We start from the raw sequence: 13,455 nt of genomic DNA on the forward strand, positions 1-13,455 counted from the left end.
CCACAGTGGTAGTGCTGTAGCGCGCTGGGGCTACATCCAATTCGAATCCCAAGCGCCTGTGGTTATGGGTCCCTGCGTTCGCACTAGGGCATCTACACGCTTGCCGGGCCATATACGAGGAGTTGGAAGCGAGCCATTCCCATGTGGAAGGTGATTGGTCCAGGTGGGCGATGAGAGGCGTAACCGGTCCATCCGCCGAGCTTTGCGATGATCCATGCCGCCCAGGCGACAGTGTTGGGGCGATGGTGGTTCTTCTGGAGCTCGGTGCGGCCTTTCAGGGTTTTGTTGATGGCCTTGAGCGCTTCGATCTCGTCCGGCGTGAACACAAATTCGACCTGCAATTGTTCGCCGCCATTGCGGGCTTGAACGAGCTGGATGACGATACATGCTACTCTGGTGGCGATCGCCACGAGTTTGATCAGGCCTTCAGCGCTGTCGAGCTGACTATCCTCGATGCGCAGACCCTGGCTCTTCAGCGAGCGAAAGAGCTGTTCGATGATCCAGCGCTGCTTGTACCAGGAGACGATCCGCCAGGCATCGGCGGCGGTGACGACCGGATGAGTGGTCAGGAGCAACCAATGAATGGGCTTGGCGCTCTTCGGGGGGTGCAACTCGACGACCTCCACGAAGCTGACTTTGACGCCCTGTGGCAGGTCTTTCACGCCGGGGCGCTGCGGTCGTTTGAGCACAACGGTTCCCAGGCGCATGGAGAGGTGGGCCTGGCGACCGTGGCGATCCATTCGCTTTGGTAGATCGATCACCGCCTTGTCGCAGAAGCGGGCCCGCGCGACCGCCTGATAAAGCGTGCCGCCATCGACCAGCGCATGGTCGTGCATGGCGCGCGACAGGAGGTGGACATTGTCAGCGGGTGTCAGCGACCAGTGAGCAAAGAAATCCCCCTCGCGGTCGTTGACGACGGTGATCATACGAGCAGCGACCAGAACCTCGCAGCCTTGCTTAGCCGTCGTCACCCAGCGCGCCGATTCCTTGTCGGCCAAGGCGCGCTTCTCGTGAGCGATCCTGGCCTTGCGCTTGCGCGTCCACACCTCACCGCCGGTGAGCCCGAGACAGACCCCGCTATCGGCATCGACCGCCATCATGGCATGCAGCAGCACGCCGCAGCATTGCCTTTGCCGACCTTGCCCAAGTCGCGCCGATGTCCCGGACGAGTGTGGAAGTTGATCTCGCTGGTGTCCTGGATCGACAGCACATGACGCCCGCTGACCGCCATCGACGTCTGCAGGCTCCAGCCTTCAATCAGCTTGTCGATCGTGACTTGCGGATTGTTCACAAACCGCCAGAACGCCATGTTCGCGGCCCAGTTGCCCTGCGCCATCTGGCGCAAACAGACACTGCGCGTGCAAAGCATAGCCCGGAGAAGCGCCGCCCCCTTTTATCGAGGCGAACGTCTCCAAACTTACCCAGGGACAAATCCGGTTCCTGCTGCATCTCTGGCGCTCCTTCGAATCAAAGCGCCAGAGAGAGAATCATACAAAACGCTGCGGCGAACGCACATCATGCCGCCCCGAGTCAATCTGTCGCGTCCCCAAGACGTGTAGATGCCCTAGTGCTTTCGCAGGGACGACGGTGACGTCACCGCAGCACTCCATCCAGCGCCGGCAACCCGAAGATCACCGCGGCCGCGATCAGCGCGTAACAAATCGAGCGGAATACGGCTTCGCTGGCCTTGCCGAACAGCGATGCGCCGAACCAGACGCCGATGCCGTAGACGGGGCCGACCACCAGCGCGAGCTTGATCGCATCCATCGTGATCAGTCCGGTCGCGGTGTAACTCACGGCGGAGAAGAAATCCGAGGCGCCGAAGAACAGCACGATGTTGGCGCGGGCGATCACGGACGGAATCGGGCGGCCGAGCCAGTAGCCGACGATCGGTGGGCCGCCGGTCTGGGCCAGCCCGCTGCAAAAGCCTGACAGCCCGCCGATGCCGATCGAGACCGCCACGTGGTCCTTGCCGCGGTAACGCCAGCCCGAGAGCAGCAGCAACAGCAATGCGAACACGAAGACGGAAATGACCCAGCGCGTCGTCACCGGCTCTAACCGGCTCAGGAAATAGGTCCCGATCGGCACGCCGATCAGCGCGCCCACCACTATGACCGCAGTCGCCTTGCGGTCAGCCTTCTCCCACGCATTCGGCAACAGCGGCGCGGCGGCGACGAAATCGATGATCAGCAGCAGTGCGGCCACCAGCCGCGGGTCGGCGATCGAGCTGGCCAGCGGCATGAAGATCAGCGCCGCGCCGAAGCCGGAAAAACCCCGCGCCGTTCCCGAGACGAAGGCGACTGCGCAAATCGCGAGGGCGGCGTTGAGACTGATGTCGGGTGGAATCAGGCCAAGCGAGTTCATTCTTTAGCGCCTGAGATTGGGTTGAGCTGCGACCGCATCAGAGGTGGGCTCCTTCTCCCGCTTGCGGGGGAAGGCTGGGATGGGGGTGTCGCAACAAATGAGACTGTTCGAGAGGAGGGAGCCCCCACCCGCATCGCATCTTTCGATGCGATGCGACCTCCCCCGCAAGCGGGAGAGGTTGCAGCTCGTCGTGCGGTTATCCTGTCAGACCCGTCGGCTCATCCCCGCAACGTGCCGCCGGTCTTCTTCGTCACTTCGGCCACGATCTTCGCCGCTACGGCGTCGATCTCCTGATCCGTCAGCGTCTTCTCGCGCGGCTGGATCGTTACAGCGATCGCGATCGACTTTTTGGCCGGATCGATGCCCTTGCCTTCATAGACGTCGAATACGGCTACGTCCGTGATCAGCTTCTTGTCCGCGCCTTGCGCCGCGCGCACCATGTCGCCGGCCTTGACGGCGCGATCGACGATGAAGGCAAAGTCGCGCGATACCGGCTGGAACGCGGAGAGTTCGAGCAGCGGCTTGGCGCGGGTCGGCCTCTTCTTGGCGTCGGGAATGCGGTCGAGGATCACCTCGAACGCGATCATCGGGCCATCGGCGCCGAGCGCCTCCAGCGCGCGCGGATGCAGCTCGCCGAAATAGCCGAGCACGTTCTGCGGTCCGATCTGGATCGTGCCGGAACGGCCGGGATGCAGCCACGCAGGTCCACCGGGAACGATCTGCAGCGCCTGCATCGGCGCGCCGGCCGCCGCGAGCACCGCGAACGCATCGGCCTTGGCGTCGAGCGCGTCGGTCTGAGCAGAGCCGGACCAGTGCCGGCCCGTGCCGTTCGAAGAGGCATAGCCGTGGCGCACGCCGGAGGCTGCAACCAGTTGATCTCCCGGCTTGTCGCCGGCGAAGACCTGTCCGACTTCGAACAGTGCCAGATCCGGAACACCGCGGTTGATATTCGCCTGCGCCGCCGTCGCGAGACCGGGCAGCAGGCTCGGCCGCATGTCGGACATATCAGCCGCGATCGGATTGGCCAGCGACAGTTCAGGGTGGCCGCGGCGGTTCGCCAGCGCATGGTCAGGCAAAGCGCTGGGCGGATCGCGGTCGAACATCTCAGCGTGCGGCTTGGAGATGAACGACCACGTCACGGCTTCCACCATGCCGCGTGTGGCCAGCGCGCGCTTGGCGCGGCGGGTGCGGGACTGAATCGTGGTCAGCACTGGCTTGCGCGCTTCGTCGCCGCGCTCGAACGGCGTCATCGGCACCTTGTCGACGCCGACGATGCGGACGATTTCCTCGACGATGTCGGCCTTGCCGTGCACGTCGGTGCGCCAGGAGGGAACGGCGACCTTCACCACCGGGCCGTTGCCGGCCACCATGAAGCCGAGATGGCCGAGGATGCGCCGCATCTCGACCAGCGGCACCTCGATTCCCGCCAGACGTTTGACCTCGCTCAGCGGGAAATCGATGATGCGGTCATCGCCGAACGCATTGCCGACGACCACCGTCTCGGACGGCGTGCCGCCGCAGAGCTCCATCACCATTTTGGTCGCGAGCTCGAGCCCCGGCACCATGAAGGCCGGATCGACGCCGCGCTCGAAGCGGTAGCGCGCATCCGAATTGATGCCGAGCTTGCGCCCGGTTTGCGCGATGTTGATCTCATTCCACAGCGCCGATTCGATCAGCACGTCTGATGTATTCTCGTCGCAGCCGGAAGTCTCGCCGCCCATGATGCCAGCGAGCGATTCGACGCCGTGCTCATCCGCGATCACGCAGATCGAGGGATCGAGCGTGTAGGTGCGGCCGTCGAGCGCCAGCAGGCTCTCGCCTTCCTTGGCGCGGCGCACTGTGAGATTGCCCGTCACCTTCCTGGCGTCAAACACATGCAGCGGGCGGGCGCGGTCGTAGGTCATGAAGTTGGTGATGTCGACCAGCGCATTGATCGGCCGCAGCCCGATCGCGGTCAGCCGCGTCTGCAGCCATTCCGGCGAGGGGCCGTTCTTGACGCCGCGCACCAGCCGCAGCGCGAAGCCCGGACACAGCGTCGCATCTTCGACCGTCACTCTCACCGGGCAGGGGAATTCGCCCTTCACCGGCCTGATGCCGGGGTCGATGAGCTTGCCCATATCGGCGGCGGAGAGATCGCGCGCGATGCCATGCACGCCGGTGCAGTCCTGCCGGTTCGGCGTGAGGTTGATTTCGAGCACGGGATCGCCAAGCCCAGCCCATTCGGCATAACCCTTGCCGATCGGCGCATCGGCCGGCAATTCCATGATGCCGTCATGGTCCTCGGAAAGCTGCAGCTCCGCCGCCGAGCACAGCATGCCGCGGCTCTCGACGCCCCGGATGGTGCCGACGCCGAGCGTGATGTTCTTGCCCGGGATGAACGTGCCGGGCGGCGAGAACACGCTGACGAGCCCAGCGCGCGCATTCGGCGCGCCGCAGACCACCTGCACCGGCGCAGCACCATTGCCGGTGTCGACCATGCAGACCCGCAGACGATCGGCATTGGGGTGCTGCTCGGCCGAGATCACCCGCGCGATGGAGAATGGCGCGAGCGCCTTCGCCTTGTCCTCGATGCTCTCGACCTCGAGCCCGATCATGGTGAGCTTGTCGGCAAGCTTTTCCAGCGGCTCGTCGGTGTCGAGATGTTCCTTCAGCCAGGAGAGCGTGAATTTCATTGTGTGTTCCTAGAAAACCTCGACCAGCCGGAATCGTTCACACATCAGCGTCATGTCTTCGCTGAACCGGCCTAGCCGTCCGAAATATTTGCGGTGTGCCTGCCGCCAGTAGGCGAGACTGCGGTCGCCTTCGCCTTCTTCACAGGCAAAGGCAGCATCCACCTCGGGGAAGCGGCGGTAGCTGACTTCGATCGTCTCAATCACGCAACGTGGCTCGCCGCGCCCGTCGAGCACAATCCATTGCTCGCCCGGCGTCGACGTGTTCGGCTCGTCCTCGGTAGAGCAGGTCGCGGTCTTCACGCCCTTGATCACCAGGTCGAGCAGTTCGTCGGCAAGCTCCGGCCCGTCGCCGAACGCGAAGGAGCGCAAACCCTGATATTTCGCAGGGACGGCACTCACGTGCTCAATCCCCCCGCCAGCGTCGGCACGTCGAGCGCCTTGAAGCCGTAATGCGAGAGCCAGCGCACGTCGTTCTCGAACAATTGCCGGAGATCGGACATGCCGTATTTCAGCATCGCGATGCGGTCGATGCCCATGCCCCAGGCAAAGCCCTGATAGACATCAGGGTCGATGCCGCAGGCGCGCAGCACGTTCGGATGCACCATGCCGCAGCCAAGAATCTCCAGCCAGTCCTCGCCCTCGCCGAAACGGATCTCGCCCTTGTCGCGGCGGCACTGAATGTCGACCTCGAGCGAGGGCTCGGTGAACGGGAAGAACGACGGGCGGAACCGCATGTTGATATGGTCGACCTCGAAGAACGCCTTGCAGAACTCGTGCAAAATCCATTTGAGGTGGCCGAGATGCGAGCTCTTGTCGATCACGAGGCCTTCGACCTGATGGAATTGCGGCGTATGGGTCGCGTCCGAATCGATGCGATAGGTGCGGCCCGGGCAAACCACGCGGATCGGCGGCTTCTGCGACAACATCGTGCGCACCTGCACCGGCGAGGTGTGGGTACGCAGCAGCATGCGCGAACCGTCTTCCTTCGGATTGAAGAAGAAGGTGTCATGCATCTCCCGCGCCGGATGGCCCTCGGGGAAGTTCAGTTTCGTGAAATTGTAATCGTCGGTCTCGATATCAGGACCTTCGGCGATCGCAAATCCCATATCGGCGAAGATCGTGTTGACTTCCTCGAAGACCTGGCTCAGCGGATGGATGCGGCCCTGTTCGGCAGGCGTCTCGCGCAACGGCAAGGTGACGTCGATGGTCTCGGAGGCAAGCCGGGCATCGAGTGCGGCCGACTTCAGGATGTCGCGGCGCGCCGAGAGCGCCTGCGTCACCTTATCCTTGGCGAGGTTGATCGCGGCGCCTTGTGTCTTGCGCTCGTCCGGCGACATCTTGCCGAGGGTGGCGAGCAGCGCGGAGATTGAGCCCTTCTTGCCGAGTGCTGCGACGCGCACGGCTTCGAGCGCGGCTTCGTCGCCGGCGGCAGCGATCTGGCCGAGAATTTGGGATTCGAGTTGAGCTAGGTCGGACATGGCGACGGTACCTTTGGGCAACGCGCGCTCGCAGTCCAAACGGGACCCTCACCATCCGCGACTTGTCCGCCGAAGCTCAACGAGCGAAGGCGGAAGGCGGATGATCCAGTAACCCCCGGAGTCAAAATGTCGGTCGGTGGTTACTGGATGCCCCGCCCCAGTGCGCAATTGCGCACAAGGCGGAGCATGACACCGGAATTGCAAGAACGCCGCAGCGATTGCGAATTAGGCCGCCAGCGCGGCCTTGGCCTTCTCGGCAATCGCCTGGAACGCCGCCGGCTCGTTGATGGCGAGATCCGACAGCACTTTTCGATCCACCGTGATGCCCGACTTCGAGAGGCCGTTGATAAAGACGCTGTAGGTCATGCCGTACGGACGCACGGCGGCATTGAGACGCTGGATCCAGAGCGCACGGAAGGTGCGCTTCTTGCGCTTGCGGTCGCGAAACGCATATTGCCCGGCCTTCTCGACCGCGGCCTTGGCGGCGCGGATGGTGTTCTTGCGGCGGCCGTAAAAACCCTTGGCGGCCTTGTAGACTTTCTTGTGCTTGGCGTGAGCGGTCACACCGCGTTTGACGCGAGACATGACTGGTATCCTTGATCAGAAACAAGATGACGGGATCGCCGCGCGGGCGCGGCTCGGCTGTAATGACGTGAACGCGATCAGGCGTTCGGCAAGAAGTACTTCTTGACGTTGTCGCCGTCGGTCTTGAACAGCACGCGGGTGCCGCGGAGCTGACGAATCTGCTTCTTCGTCCGCTTGATCATGCCGTGGCGCTTGCCGCGCTGGGCGTGCATCACTTTGCCGGTGGCAGTCACCTTGAAGCGCTTTTTAGCGCCTGACTTGGTCTTCAGCTTGGGCATTTGGCTCTCCTGTGGCCGCAGAAAAACGCGCCCGAGGGGCGCTTTTGCGGCTTAAAATGCTCGTTAGAGCGTTGAAAGTGCTCAGGTTTTTCTCAAAAGCGAGGCAACCCGCACGGACATCGACACGGCAGCCCTTGATCAGCCGGGCGATGAAGGTCGGGCTTATGGCAGAGGAAGCGCCAAATGGCAACGATGAACCGCGAAAGGCAGTGTCGCTACCTACCCGCTGACGTCATTTAACCATCCGCGCCCGGAGCAGGAACAAATGGCCCATTTTCAGCGATTGATCGCCCGTTTTGGCGCTTCTTTTGGCCTGCGCACCGCGCGCTGGCTTCCTGTTTTCGTCGCGCTGGCCGTGATGGCAGCCCCGGACACAGCCGAAGCCGCGCGGAGGGGAAGCAGGGCGGTCCGAGCCTATGATGGCATCTGGAACGTGGTGTTTGCCACGACGCGGGGTAATTGCAGTTCCGGTTATCGCGTTCCCTTCACCGTTATCGGCAGCCGGGTTTCATCGGCTGGCGGCGGCAGGGTTTCAGGATCAGTCAGTCGCACTGGTGCGGTTGCGGTCAGTGTTTCGGTCGGCGCATCCCGCGCGAGCGGCGGCGGCCGGCTTGTGGGCAGCTATGGTGCAGGCCGGTGGCGCGGCATCATCACCGGTGACTACTGCAGCGGCACCTGGCAGGCCACGCGGACCTAGATCCAACTCGTGTCCCGGACGCGATGCAGCGCGACAAGCGCGTGAACGCGCTGTTGGCGTTGCGCAGCATCCGGGGAACGCAATCGTCACCAACGAAAACGGCCCGCCGGATCATCCGACGGGCCGCTTTCGATTCTACTAACTCAACTTAGCGCGGCGCCAGCACCATCACGACCTGGCGTCCCTCGAATCTGGCGTCCTGCTCGACCTTGGCGAATTCGGCGACGTCGGCCTTCACCTTGTCCAGGAGCTTGGTGCCGATCTCCTGGTGCGCCATTTCGCGGCCACGGTAGCGCAAGGTGATCTTCACCTTGTCGCCTTCCTCGAAGAACCGCTGCATGGCGCGCATTTTCACGTCGTAATCGTGATCGTCGATCATCGGCCGCAGCTTGATCTCCTTGATCTCGACGATCTTCTGCTTCTTGCGCGCCTCGGCGGCTTTCTTCTGTGCCGAATACTTGAACTTCCCGTAGTCCATGATCTTACAGACGGGAGGATTGTTGTTCGGCGAAATCTCGACAAGATCCATACCCGCCTCGAGCGCCATCTTGATGGCGACCACGGTCTCGACCGTTCCGTGGTTGGTGCCGTTCTGATCGATCAGTTGGATTTGCGCGTTGCGGATATCATCATTGGTGCGCGGCCCGTCTTTGGTTGCAGCGGGCGGGGCTCTGTTGGGACGGCGAATGGGTAACTCTCCAAAGTTGTGAAAGAAGGGCCGCAGTTTGAAGCAATACGCTCAAGACAGCAAGCGAACTCGCGGTCTGCGCCCGAAAACCGTCAAATGCGAGGCATTTCGGTCACGTCCGGCAAATATAGCGCGGCGGCCTGATCCGCAAGCGCCGGGCGGTCTCGTGCTTGACCGATAGAGCGCGCTCGCGGACAAAGCGGCAGGGCGAGAGTGACAGATCCATGACTGATTCAGCGACAAATTCAGCGCAAATCGACCAGGAACCGACCTTTATCGAGGTGGGGGAGCGTGCCGCCGGCCGCCGGATCGCGGTGCGCGCCCGCGCCGGCAGCGGGCCCGGGCTATTCTGGCTCGGTGGCTTCAATTCCGACATGCGGGGCACCAAGGCGCTCGCGCTGGACGCTTGGGCTGCGGAACATGGCCGGGCCTGTATTAGATTCGATTATTCCGGCCACGGCGAATCGGGCGGCGCTTTCATCGATGGCACTATCGGACGCTGGCTGGAAGACAGCGTTGCTGTATTCGAGCAGTTCTGCCGGGGCCCGCAGGTCGTGATCGGCTCATCGATGGGCGGCTGGCTGGCGCTCCTGCTGGCGCGCGCCATCGCCGAGCGTGAGGCAGCGCCTGCGACGCTTGCTGGCCTGGTGCTGATCGCACCGGCGCCTGATTTCACCGAGCAATTGATGTGGAACAGCTTCTCCGACGAGGTTCGCGAGGAGATCAGGACCAAGGGCGTGTGGATGCGGCCTTCGGAGTATGGCGACGGCGCACCCTATCCGGTCACGCGCGCACTGATCGAGGAGGGCCGCAACCACCTGTTGCTCGGCAGCGCTATCGAGGTTGGATGCGCCGTGCGCATCCTGCAGGGTGCGCAGGATCCCGACGTGCCCTGGCAGCATGCCTTCGCGCTGGCGCACCGGTTGCCGGCCGAGGACGTGGTGCTGACCATGATCCAGGACGGCGACCACCGTCTGTCCCGCCCGCAGGACATCGCGCGGATCATCGCTGCGGTGGCGGAGATGGGGTAAGTTCTCACCGGTAGCTACGGTGTCATCGTCCGCGAAGGCCTTCGCGGGGCATGACGAGTTCGGGAGGCAACACCGTGAACACCACAACCATGCTCCGCGCCTTCTGCGACGCGGTCGAGCAGCGCAACGGCAGGGCGTTCGCGGAACTGTTTACGGAAGACGGCGTCTATCACGACGTGTTCTATGGTGCGTTCGAGGGCCGGGCCAAAATCGCTGACATGATCGACGACTGGTTCTACCGCACGGCGACCGATTTTCGCTGGGACATGCATGATCCCGTCAGTGACGACCACGCGCTCTATGCGCGCTATACGTTCAGCTATCGTTCGACGCTGCCGGAAGCAAAAGGGGCGCGGGCGATGTTCGAGGGCGTCGCGATCATGCGGCTGCGCGACGGCAAGATCATGGAATATCACGAGGTCGCCAACACCGCGCCGGCCTTCGTCGACCTCAAATTCGCGCCTGAGCGGATCGCCAAGATCGTTGCCAAGCAAGGCGCGGCGCTGAAGGCGCGGCCGGAGATGAAGCGGCATTTGGCCTGAGCGCTAATCTCTCCGCCGTCATTGCGAGCGAAGCAATCCATAGTTCGGCGTATGCGGGACGATGGATTGCTTCGTCGCTTCGCTCCTCGCAATGACGGGTGAGATCTACGGCGGCGGCACGTTCGCCACCGGCTTGCGTTGCGCCAGGGTTAGGCGCCACTCTTCGCGCACATTTATGTCAGCCTCGGCGCTTATCGCCCTCGCAGCCAGCGCGTCGAATCTCTCCTGCTCCATCAATTGCGACAGCGCCCAGACCGCTGCGCCACGCACGAGCGGGCTTGCATCGTCAAGCAATCGCTCTGCTTCAACCGCCAGCGCCGCATCCCCGGCATTGCCGATCGCGATCAGCACGTTGCGGACAAACCGGTCACGGCCGATGCGCTTGACCGGCGATTTCGAAAACAGAGCGCGAAATGCGACGTCGTCGAGCCGCGCCAACTCCCCTAGCGAAGGCGCGCGCAATTCCGCGCGCGCGGCGAGTTTGGTTTCTCGGCCTTTTTGCGCGAATTTGTTCCACGGGCACACGGCGAGGCAATCGTCGCAGCCATAGATGCGGTTGCCGATGCTCTTGCGAAATTCGTGCGGGATCGGGCCCTTGTTCTCGATCGTCAGGTAGGAAATGCAGCGCCTGGCATCGAGCTTGTAAGGTGCGGGGAACGCAGCAGTCGGGCAGATCTCCTGGCAGGCGTTGCAGGTTCCGCAATGGTCGGTGTCGGCAGTGTCGCGCGGCAGCTCGGCGGCGGTGAAGATCGCGCCGAGAAACAGCCATGAGCCGAACTCGCGCGAGACCAGATTGGTGTGCTTGCCTTGCCAGCCTAGCCCTGCCGCCTGCGCCAGCGGCTTTTCCATCACCGCTGCGGTATCGATGAACACTTTCACTTCCTCGCCCGATGCCGCGACCAGCCACCGCGCCAGCGTCTTCAGGCGCTTCTTGATCACGTCGTGATAGTCGTCGCCCTGGGCATAGGCGGAGATTGCGCCACGTGTGCGCTTTTCGAGGAGCGCGAGCGGATTGTCATCGGGTCCGTAATTGAAGCCGAGCATGATGATCGACCGTACGCCCGGCCATAGCACGCACGGATCCATCCGCCGCTCGGGCTGAGCGGCGAGCCAGTCCATGTCGCCATGCGCGCCGGCATCGAGGAACTCGCGGAAATACTTTCCGGCATTGCCGAGCGCGCCGGGATCGGTGACGCCGATGCAATCGAAACCGAGCGTCGCGGCTTCGCGCATGAGCGCGGACTTTAGATCGCTGGCGGAGAGCTTGACGGCCTGGTTCAGAAGTCGAGGTCCACGTAGGTGCGTGACGCCGGCACGCCCGCCAGCCACTCGCTCAAGAGCGGGCGGAACGACGGGCGGGATTTCACCCGCGCGTACCACATCTTTGCCGCTTCGTCCTCGCTCCATGGCACATCGCCCAGATAATCGATCGCCGAAAGGTGCGCCGCGGCGGCGAGATCCGCGTAGCTCAGCCGGTCGCCGGCGAGGAAGTTCCGCGTCTGCGCCAGCCAGCCGATATAGGCCAGATGATAGCGCACATTGGCCTTGGCTGCGCGGATCACATCGGCCGCCGGCGCGCCGCCGCCATTCTCCTCGCTCATGAAACGCTTATAGATGCGCTCGGTTACCAGCGGATTCGATGCCTCCTCGAAGAATTTTTCGTTGAACCACGCCATCAGCCGGCGCACCTCGACGCGCTCCGCCATCGACGCCGGCAACAGCCGCCGCTCGCCGGCCTCCAGGCCATGCGTCTCGTCGAGATATTCGGCGATGACGCCAGCGCCGGGAATCGGCGGAAAGCCGTCAGCCATCAACACCGGCGTGGTGCACGCGGGATTGAGCGCGAGAAACCCTTCACGCCGCTCCCAGGCTCGCTCTTCCACCAGGCGCAGGTCGAGGCCGTGTTCGCCCAGCACCAGGCGAATGAAGCGCGAATGCGGACAGAACGGATGATGATAGAGCGTGTACATGAAATCCTTGAACAATTCGCGGCGACGCTCAAGGAACCCGAGCGGTCGAGCCGCGTCATGCGAATCGCAATACTAGAGCCTATTCGGTTCTGCCTGAAATCAGAACGGAGTAGGCTCTAGCCTTTGTTTTGACGCGTTTTGTTTGCGCGAACCGGGATTCAGTTCGCCCGAAAACGCTATAGCCAAGCCGGCGCAAGAGGCAACTGTCTTTGGCGTATTTTTTGCGATTGCGGCATGGGGATGAATAGGCGAGAAGGACGCGGTTTTTCCAGACAAAACGGACCCCCATCATGATGTCGGATGTAGTGAAGGCGGTGGTTCTCGGCATCATCGAGGGCGTCACGGAATTCCTGCCGGTTTCGTCGACCGGCCATATGCTGGTCGCGCAACGATTCTTCGGGCTTGGCGAGGGCGCGTTCTGGCAGAGCTTTGTCGTGTTGATTCAGCTCGGCGCGATCCTCGCCATCGTCATGCTCTATTTCGTCAAATTGTCGCGCGTCGCGCTTGGCATGTTCACCAACCCCGACGACCGGCGTTTCGTGATCGGCGTATTGCTGGCGTTTCTGCCTGCGGTGGTCATCGGCCTGGTTGCCGGCAAGTACATCAAGGAGTTTCTCTTTAATCCATGGGTGGTGTGCTTCACCCTGATCGTCGGCGGCGCAATTCTGTTGTGGGTCGATCAACTCTATCTCAAGCCGACGCAGCATGACGCCACGCGCTATCCGCTGCTGATGTATCTGTGGATCGGCATTGCGCAATGCGTGGCGATGATTCCCGGCGTGTCGCGCTCCGGCGCCAGCATCGTGGCGGCGATGCTGCTCGGCGGTGACAAGCGATCGGCCGCGGAGTTTTCGTTCTTTCTCGCGATCCCGACCATGATCGGCGCGTTCGCCTATGATTTCTACAAGAACCGCGCCGAGATGACGACCGATCACATCGGCATCATCGCGGTCGGCTTCGTGGTCTCGTTCATCACCGCGGCGATCGTGGTGAAGACGTTCCTCACCTACGTCACCCGCCACGGATTCACGTTCTTTGCGTGGTGGCGCGTCGCCATCGGCGCGCTCGGCCTGATCGCACTGGCGCTGGGGAGGTAGGTCTCTGTCGTCCCCGCGAACGCGGGGACCCATAACCACGAGTGCACGTGGTT

At 62.9% G+C, this 13,455-nt stretch carries 15 protein-coding genes; 4 read left to right on the forward strand and 11 right to left on the reverse strand.

What is annotated here, in order from left to right; all coding sequences use genetic code 11:
- Positions 1 to 92 precede the first annotated feature (92 nt).
- The 8 genes from V1290_RS19095 to rpmI all read right to left on the reverse strand — a co-directional run bounded on the left by V1290_RS19095 (position 93) and on the right by rpmI (position 7,377).
- Positions 93 to 1,115: an IS4 family transposase gene (locus V1290_RS19095; RefSeq protein WP_334365843.1), complete on the reverse strand. Its 1,023-nt coding sequence runs from the start codon at positions 1,113 to 1,115 to the stop codon at positions 93 to 95.
- Positions 1,097 to 1,345, reverse strand: coding sequence for a hypothetical protein (locus V1290_RS19100; protein ID WP_334365844.1), 249 nt, complete (start codon positions 1,343 to 1,345; stop codon positions 1,097 to 1,099). The genes V1290_RS19095 and V1290_RS19100 overlap by 19 nt, the downstream gene beginning before the upstream one ends.
- 248 nt (positions 1,346 to 1,593) lie before the next feature.
- Positions 1,594 to 2,364 (reverse strand): sulfite exporter TauE/SafE family protein, encoded by a 771-nt coding sequence (locus V1290_RS19105; RefSeq protein ID WP_334365845.1) that lies wholly within the window; start codon positions 2,362 to 2,364, stop codon positions 1,594 to 1,596.
- Positions 2,365 to 2,582: 218 nt separating this feature from the next.
- Positions 2,583 to 5,036, reverse strand: a complete 2,454-nt coding sequence (gene pheT / locus V1290_RS19110) for a phenylalanine--tRNA ligase subunit beta (protein ID WP_334365846.1) — start codon at positions 5,034 to 5,036, stop codon at positions 2,583 to 2,585.
- Positions 5,037 to 5,045: 9 nt separating this feature from the next.
- Complete coding sequence (locus V1290_RS19115; RefSeq protein ID WP_334365848.1) at positions 5,046 to 5,435, reverse strand: ASCH domain-containing protein; 390 nt, start codon at positions 5,433 to 5,435, stop codon at positions 5,046 to 5,048.
- A complete protein-coding gene (gene pheS, locus V1290_RS19120; protein WP_334365849.1) occupies positions 5,432 to 6,514 on the reverse strand; it encodes a phenylalanine--tRNA ligase subunit alpha in 1,083 nt (360 codons plus the stop codon). The genes V1290_RS19115 and pheS overlap by 4 nt, the downstream gene beginning before the upstream one ends.
- Before the next feature lie 225 nt (positions 6,515 to 6,739).
- The gene (rplT, locus tag V1290_RS19125; RefSeq protein WP_028347928.1) at positions 6,740 to 7,099 is read right to left on the reverse strand and encodes a 50S ribosomal protein L20; all 360 of its coding nucleotides are present in this window, start codon (positions 7,097 to 7,099) and stop codon (positions 6,740 to 6,742) included.
- Between the two features lie 77 nt (positions 7,100 to 7,176).
- Positions 7,177 to 7,377: a 50S ribosomal protein L35 gene (gene rpmI, locus V1290_RS19130; protein ID WP_008539890.1), complete on the reverse strand. Its 201-nt coding sequence runs from the start codon at positions 7,375 to 7,377 to the stop codon at positions 7,177 to 7,179.
- A gap of 265 nt (positions 7,378 to 7,642) precedes the next feature.
- Between rpmI and V1290_RS19135 the strand changes: the two genes are divergently transcribed.
- Positions 7,643 to 8,074 (forward strand): hypothetical protein, encoded by a 432-nt coding sequence (locus V1290_RS19135; protein ID WP_442894998.1) that lies wholly within the window; start codon positions 7,643 to 7,645, stop codon positions 8,072 to 8,074.
- A 148-nt stretch (positions 8,075 to 8,222) separates the two neighbouring features.
- On the opposite strand, the gene infC is transcribed toward V1290_RS19135, so the two are convergent.
- Complete coding sequence (gene infC, locus V1290_RS19140) at positions 8,223 to 8,762, reverse strand: translation initiation factor IF-3 (protein WP_028347926.1); 540 nt, start codon at positions 8,760 to 8,762, stop codon at positions 8,223 to 8,225.
- A 224-nt stretch (positions 8,763 to 8,986) separates the two neighbouring features.
- Between infC and V1290_RS19145 the strand changes: the two genes are divergently transcribed.
- Positions 8,987 to 9,793, forward strand: a complete 807-nt coding sequence (locus tag V1290_RS19145; protein WP_334365850.1) for an alpha/beta hydrolase — start codon at positions 8,987 to 8,989, stop codon at positions 9,791 to 9,793.
- Positions 9,794 to 9,867: 74 nt separating this feature from the next.
- Entirely contained in the window at positions 9,868 to 10,335 is a 468-nt protein-coding gene (locus tag V1290_RS19150; protein WP_334365851.1) for a nuclear transport factor 2 family protein, read from the forward strand.
- A gap of 105 nt (positions 10,336 to 10,440) precedes the next feature.
- On the opposite strand, the gene queG is transcribed toward V1290_RS19150, so the two are convergent.
- Both queG and V1290_RS19160 read right to left on the reverse strand, forming a co-directional pair.
- Positions 10,441 to 11,664: a tRNA epoxyqueuosine(34) reductase QueG gene (gene queG, locus V1290_RS19155; protein ID WP_334365852.1), complete on the reverse strand. Its 1,224-nt coding sequence runs from the start codon at positions 11,662 to 11,664 to the stop codon at positions 10,441 to 10,443.
- Positions 11,613 to 12,305, reverse strand: a complete 693-nt coding sequence (locus tag V1290_RS19160; RefSeq protein ID WP_334365853.1) for a glutathione S-transferase family protein — start codon at positions 12,303 to 12,305, stop codon at positions 11,613 to 11,615. Before V1290_RS19160 ends, queG begins: the two co-directional genes overlap by 52 nt.
- 290 nt (positions 12,306 to 12,595) lie before the next feature.
- Between V1290_RS19160 and V1290_RS19165 the strand changes: the two genes are divergently transcribed.
- A complete protein-coding gene (locus tag V1290_RS19165; RefSeq protein WP_334365854.1) occupies positions 12,596 to 13,402 on the forward strand; it encodes an undecaprenyl-diphosphate phosphatase in 807 nt (268 codons plus the stop codon).
- Positions 13,403 to 13,455: the final 53 nt, after the last annotated feature.

It is taken from the genome of Bradyrhizobium sp. AZCC 1578 (genome assembly GCF_036924675.1).
Lineage (GTDB): Bacteria > Pseudomonadota > Alphaproteobacteria > Rhizobiales > Xanthobacteraceae > Bradyrhizobium.

Excerpts from the sequence above, each read along its gene's own strand:
- V1290_RS19105 (WP_334365845.1), bottom strand. The coding sequence starts at position 2,364 with ATGAACTCGCTTGGCCTGATTCCACCCGACATCAGTCTCAACGCCGCC.
- pheT (WP_334365846.1), bottom strand. The coding sequence starts at position 5,036 with ATGAAATTCACGCTCTCCTGGCTGAAGGAACATCTCGACACCGACGAG.
- pheS (WP_334365849.1), bottom strand. The coding sequence starts at position 6,514 with ATGTCCGACCTAGCTCAACTCGAATCCCAAATTCTCGGCCAGATCGCT.
- rplT (WP_028347928.1), bottom strand. The coding sequence starts at position 7,099 with ATGTCTCGCGTCAAACGCGGTGTGACCGCTCACGCCAAGCACAAGAAA.
- rpmI (WP_008539890.1), bottom strand. The coding sequence starts at position 7,377 with ATGCCCAAGCTGAAGACCAAGTCAGGCGCTAAAAAGCGCTTCAAGGTG.
- V1290_RS19135 (WP_442894998.1), top strand. The coding sequence starts at position 7,643 with ATGGCCCATTTTCAGCGATTGATCGCCCGTTTTGGCGCTTCTTTTGGC.
- V1290_RS19145 (WP_334365850.1), top strand. The coding sequence starts at position 8,987 with ATGACTGATTCAGCGACAAATTCAGCGCAAATCGACCAGGAACCGACC.
- V1290_RS19160 (WP_334365853.1), bottom strand. The coding sequence starts at position 12,305 with ATGTACACGCTCTATCATCATCCGTTCTGTCCGCATTCGCGCTTCATT.
- V1290_RS19165 (WP_334365854.1), top strand. The coding sequence starts at position 12,596 with ATGATGTCGGATGTAGTGAAGGCGGTGGTTCTCGGCATCATCGAGGGC.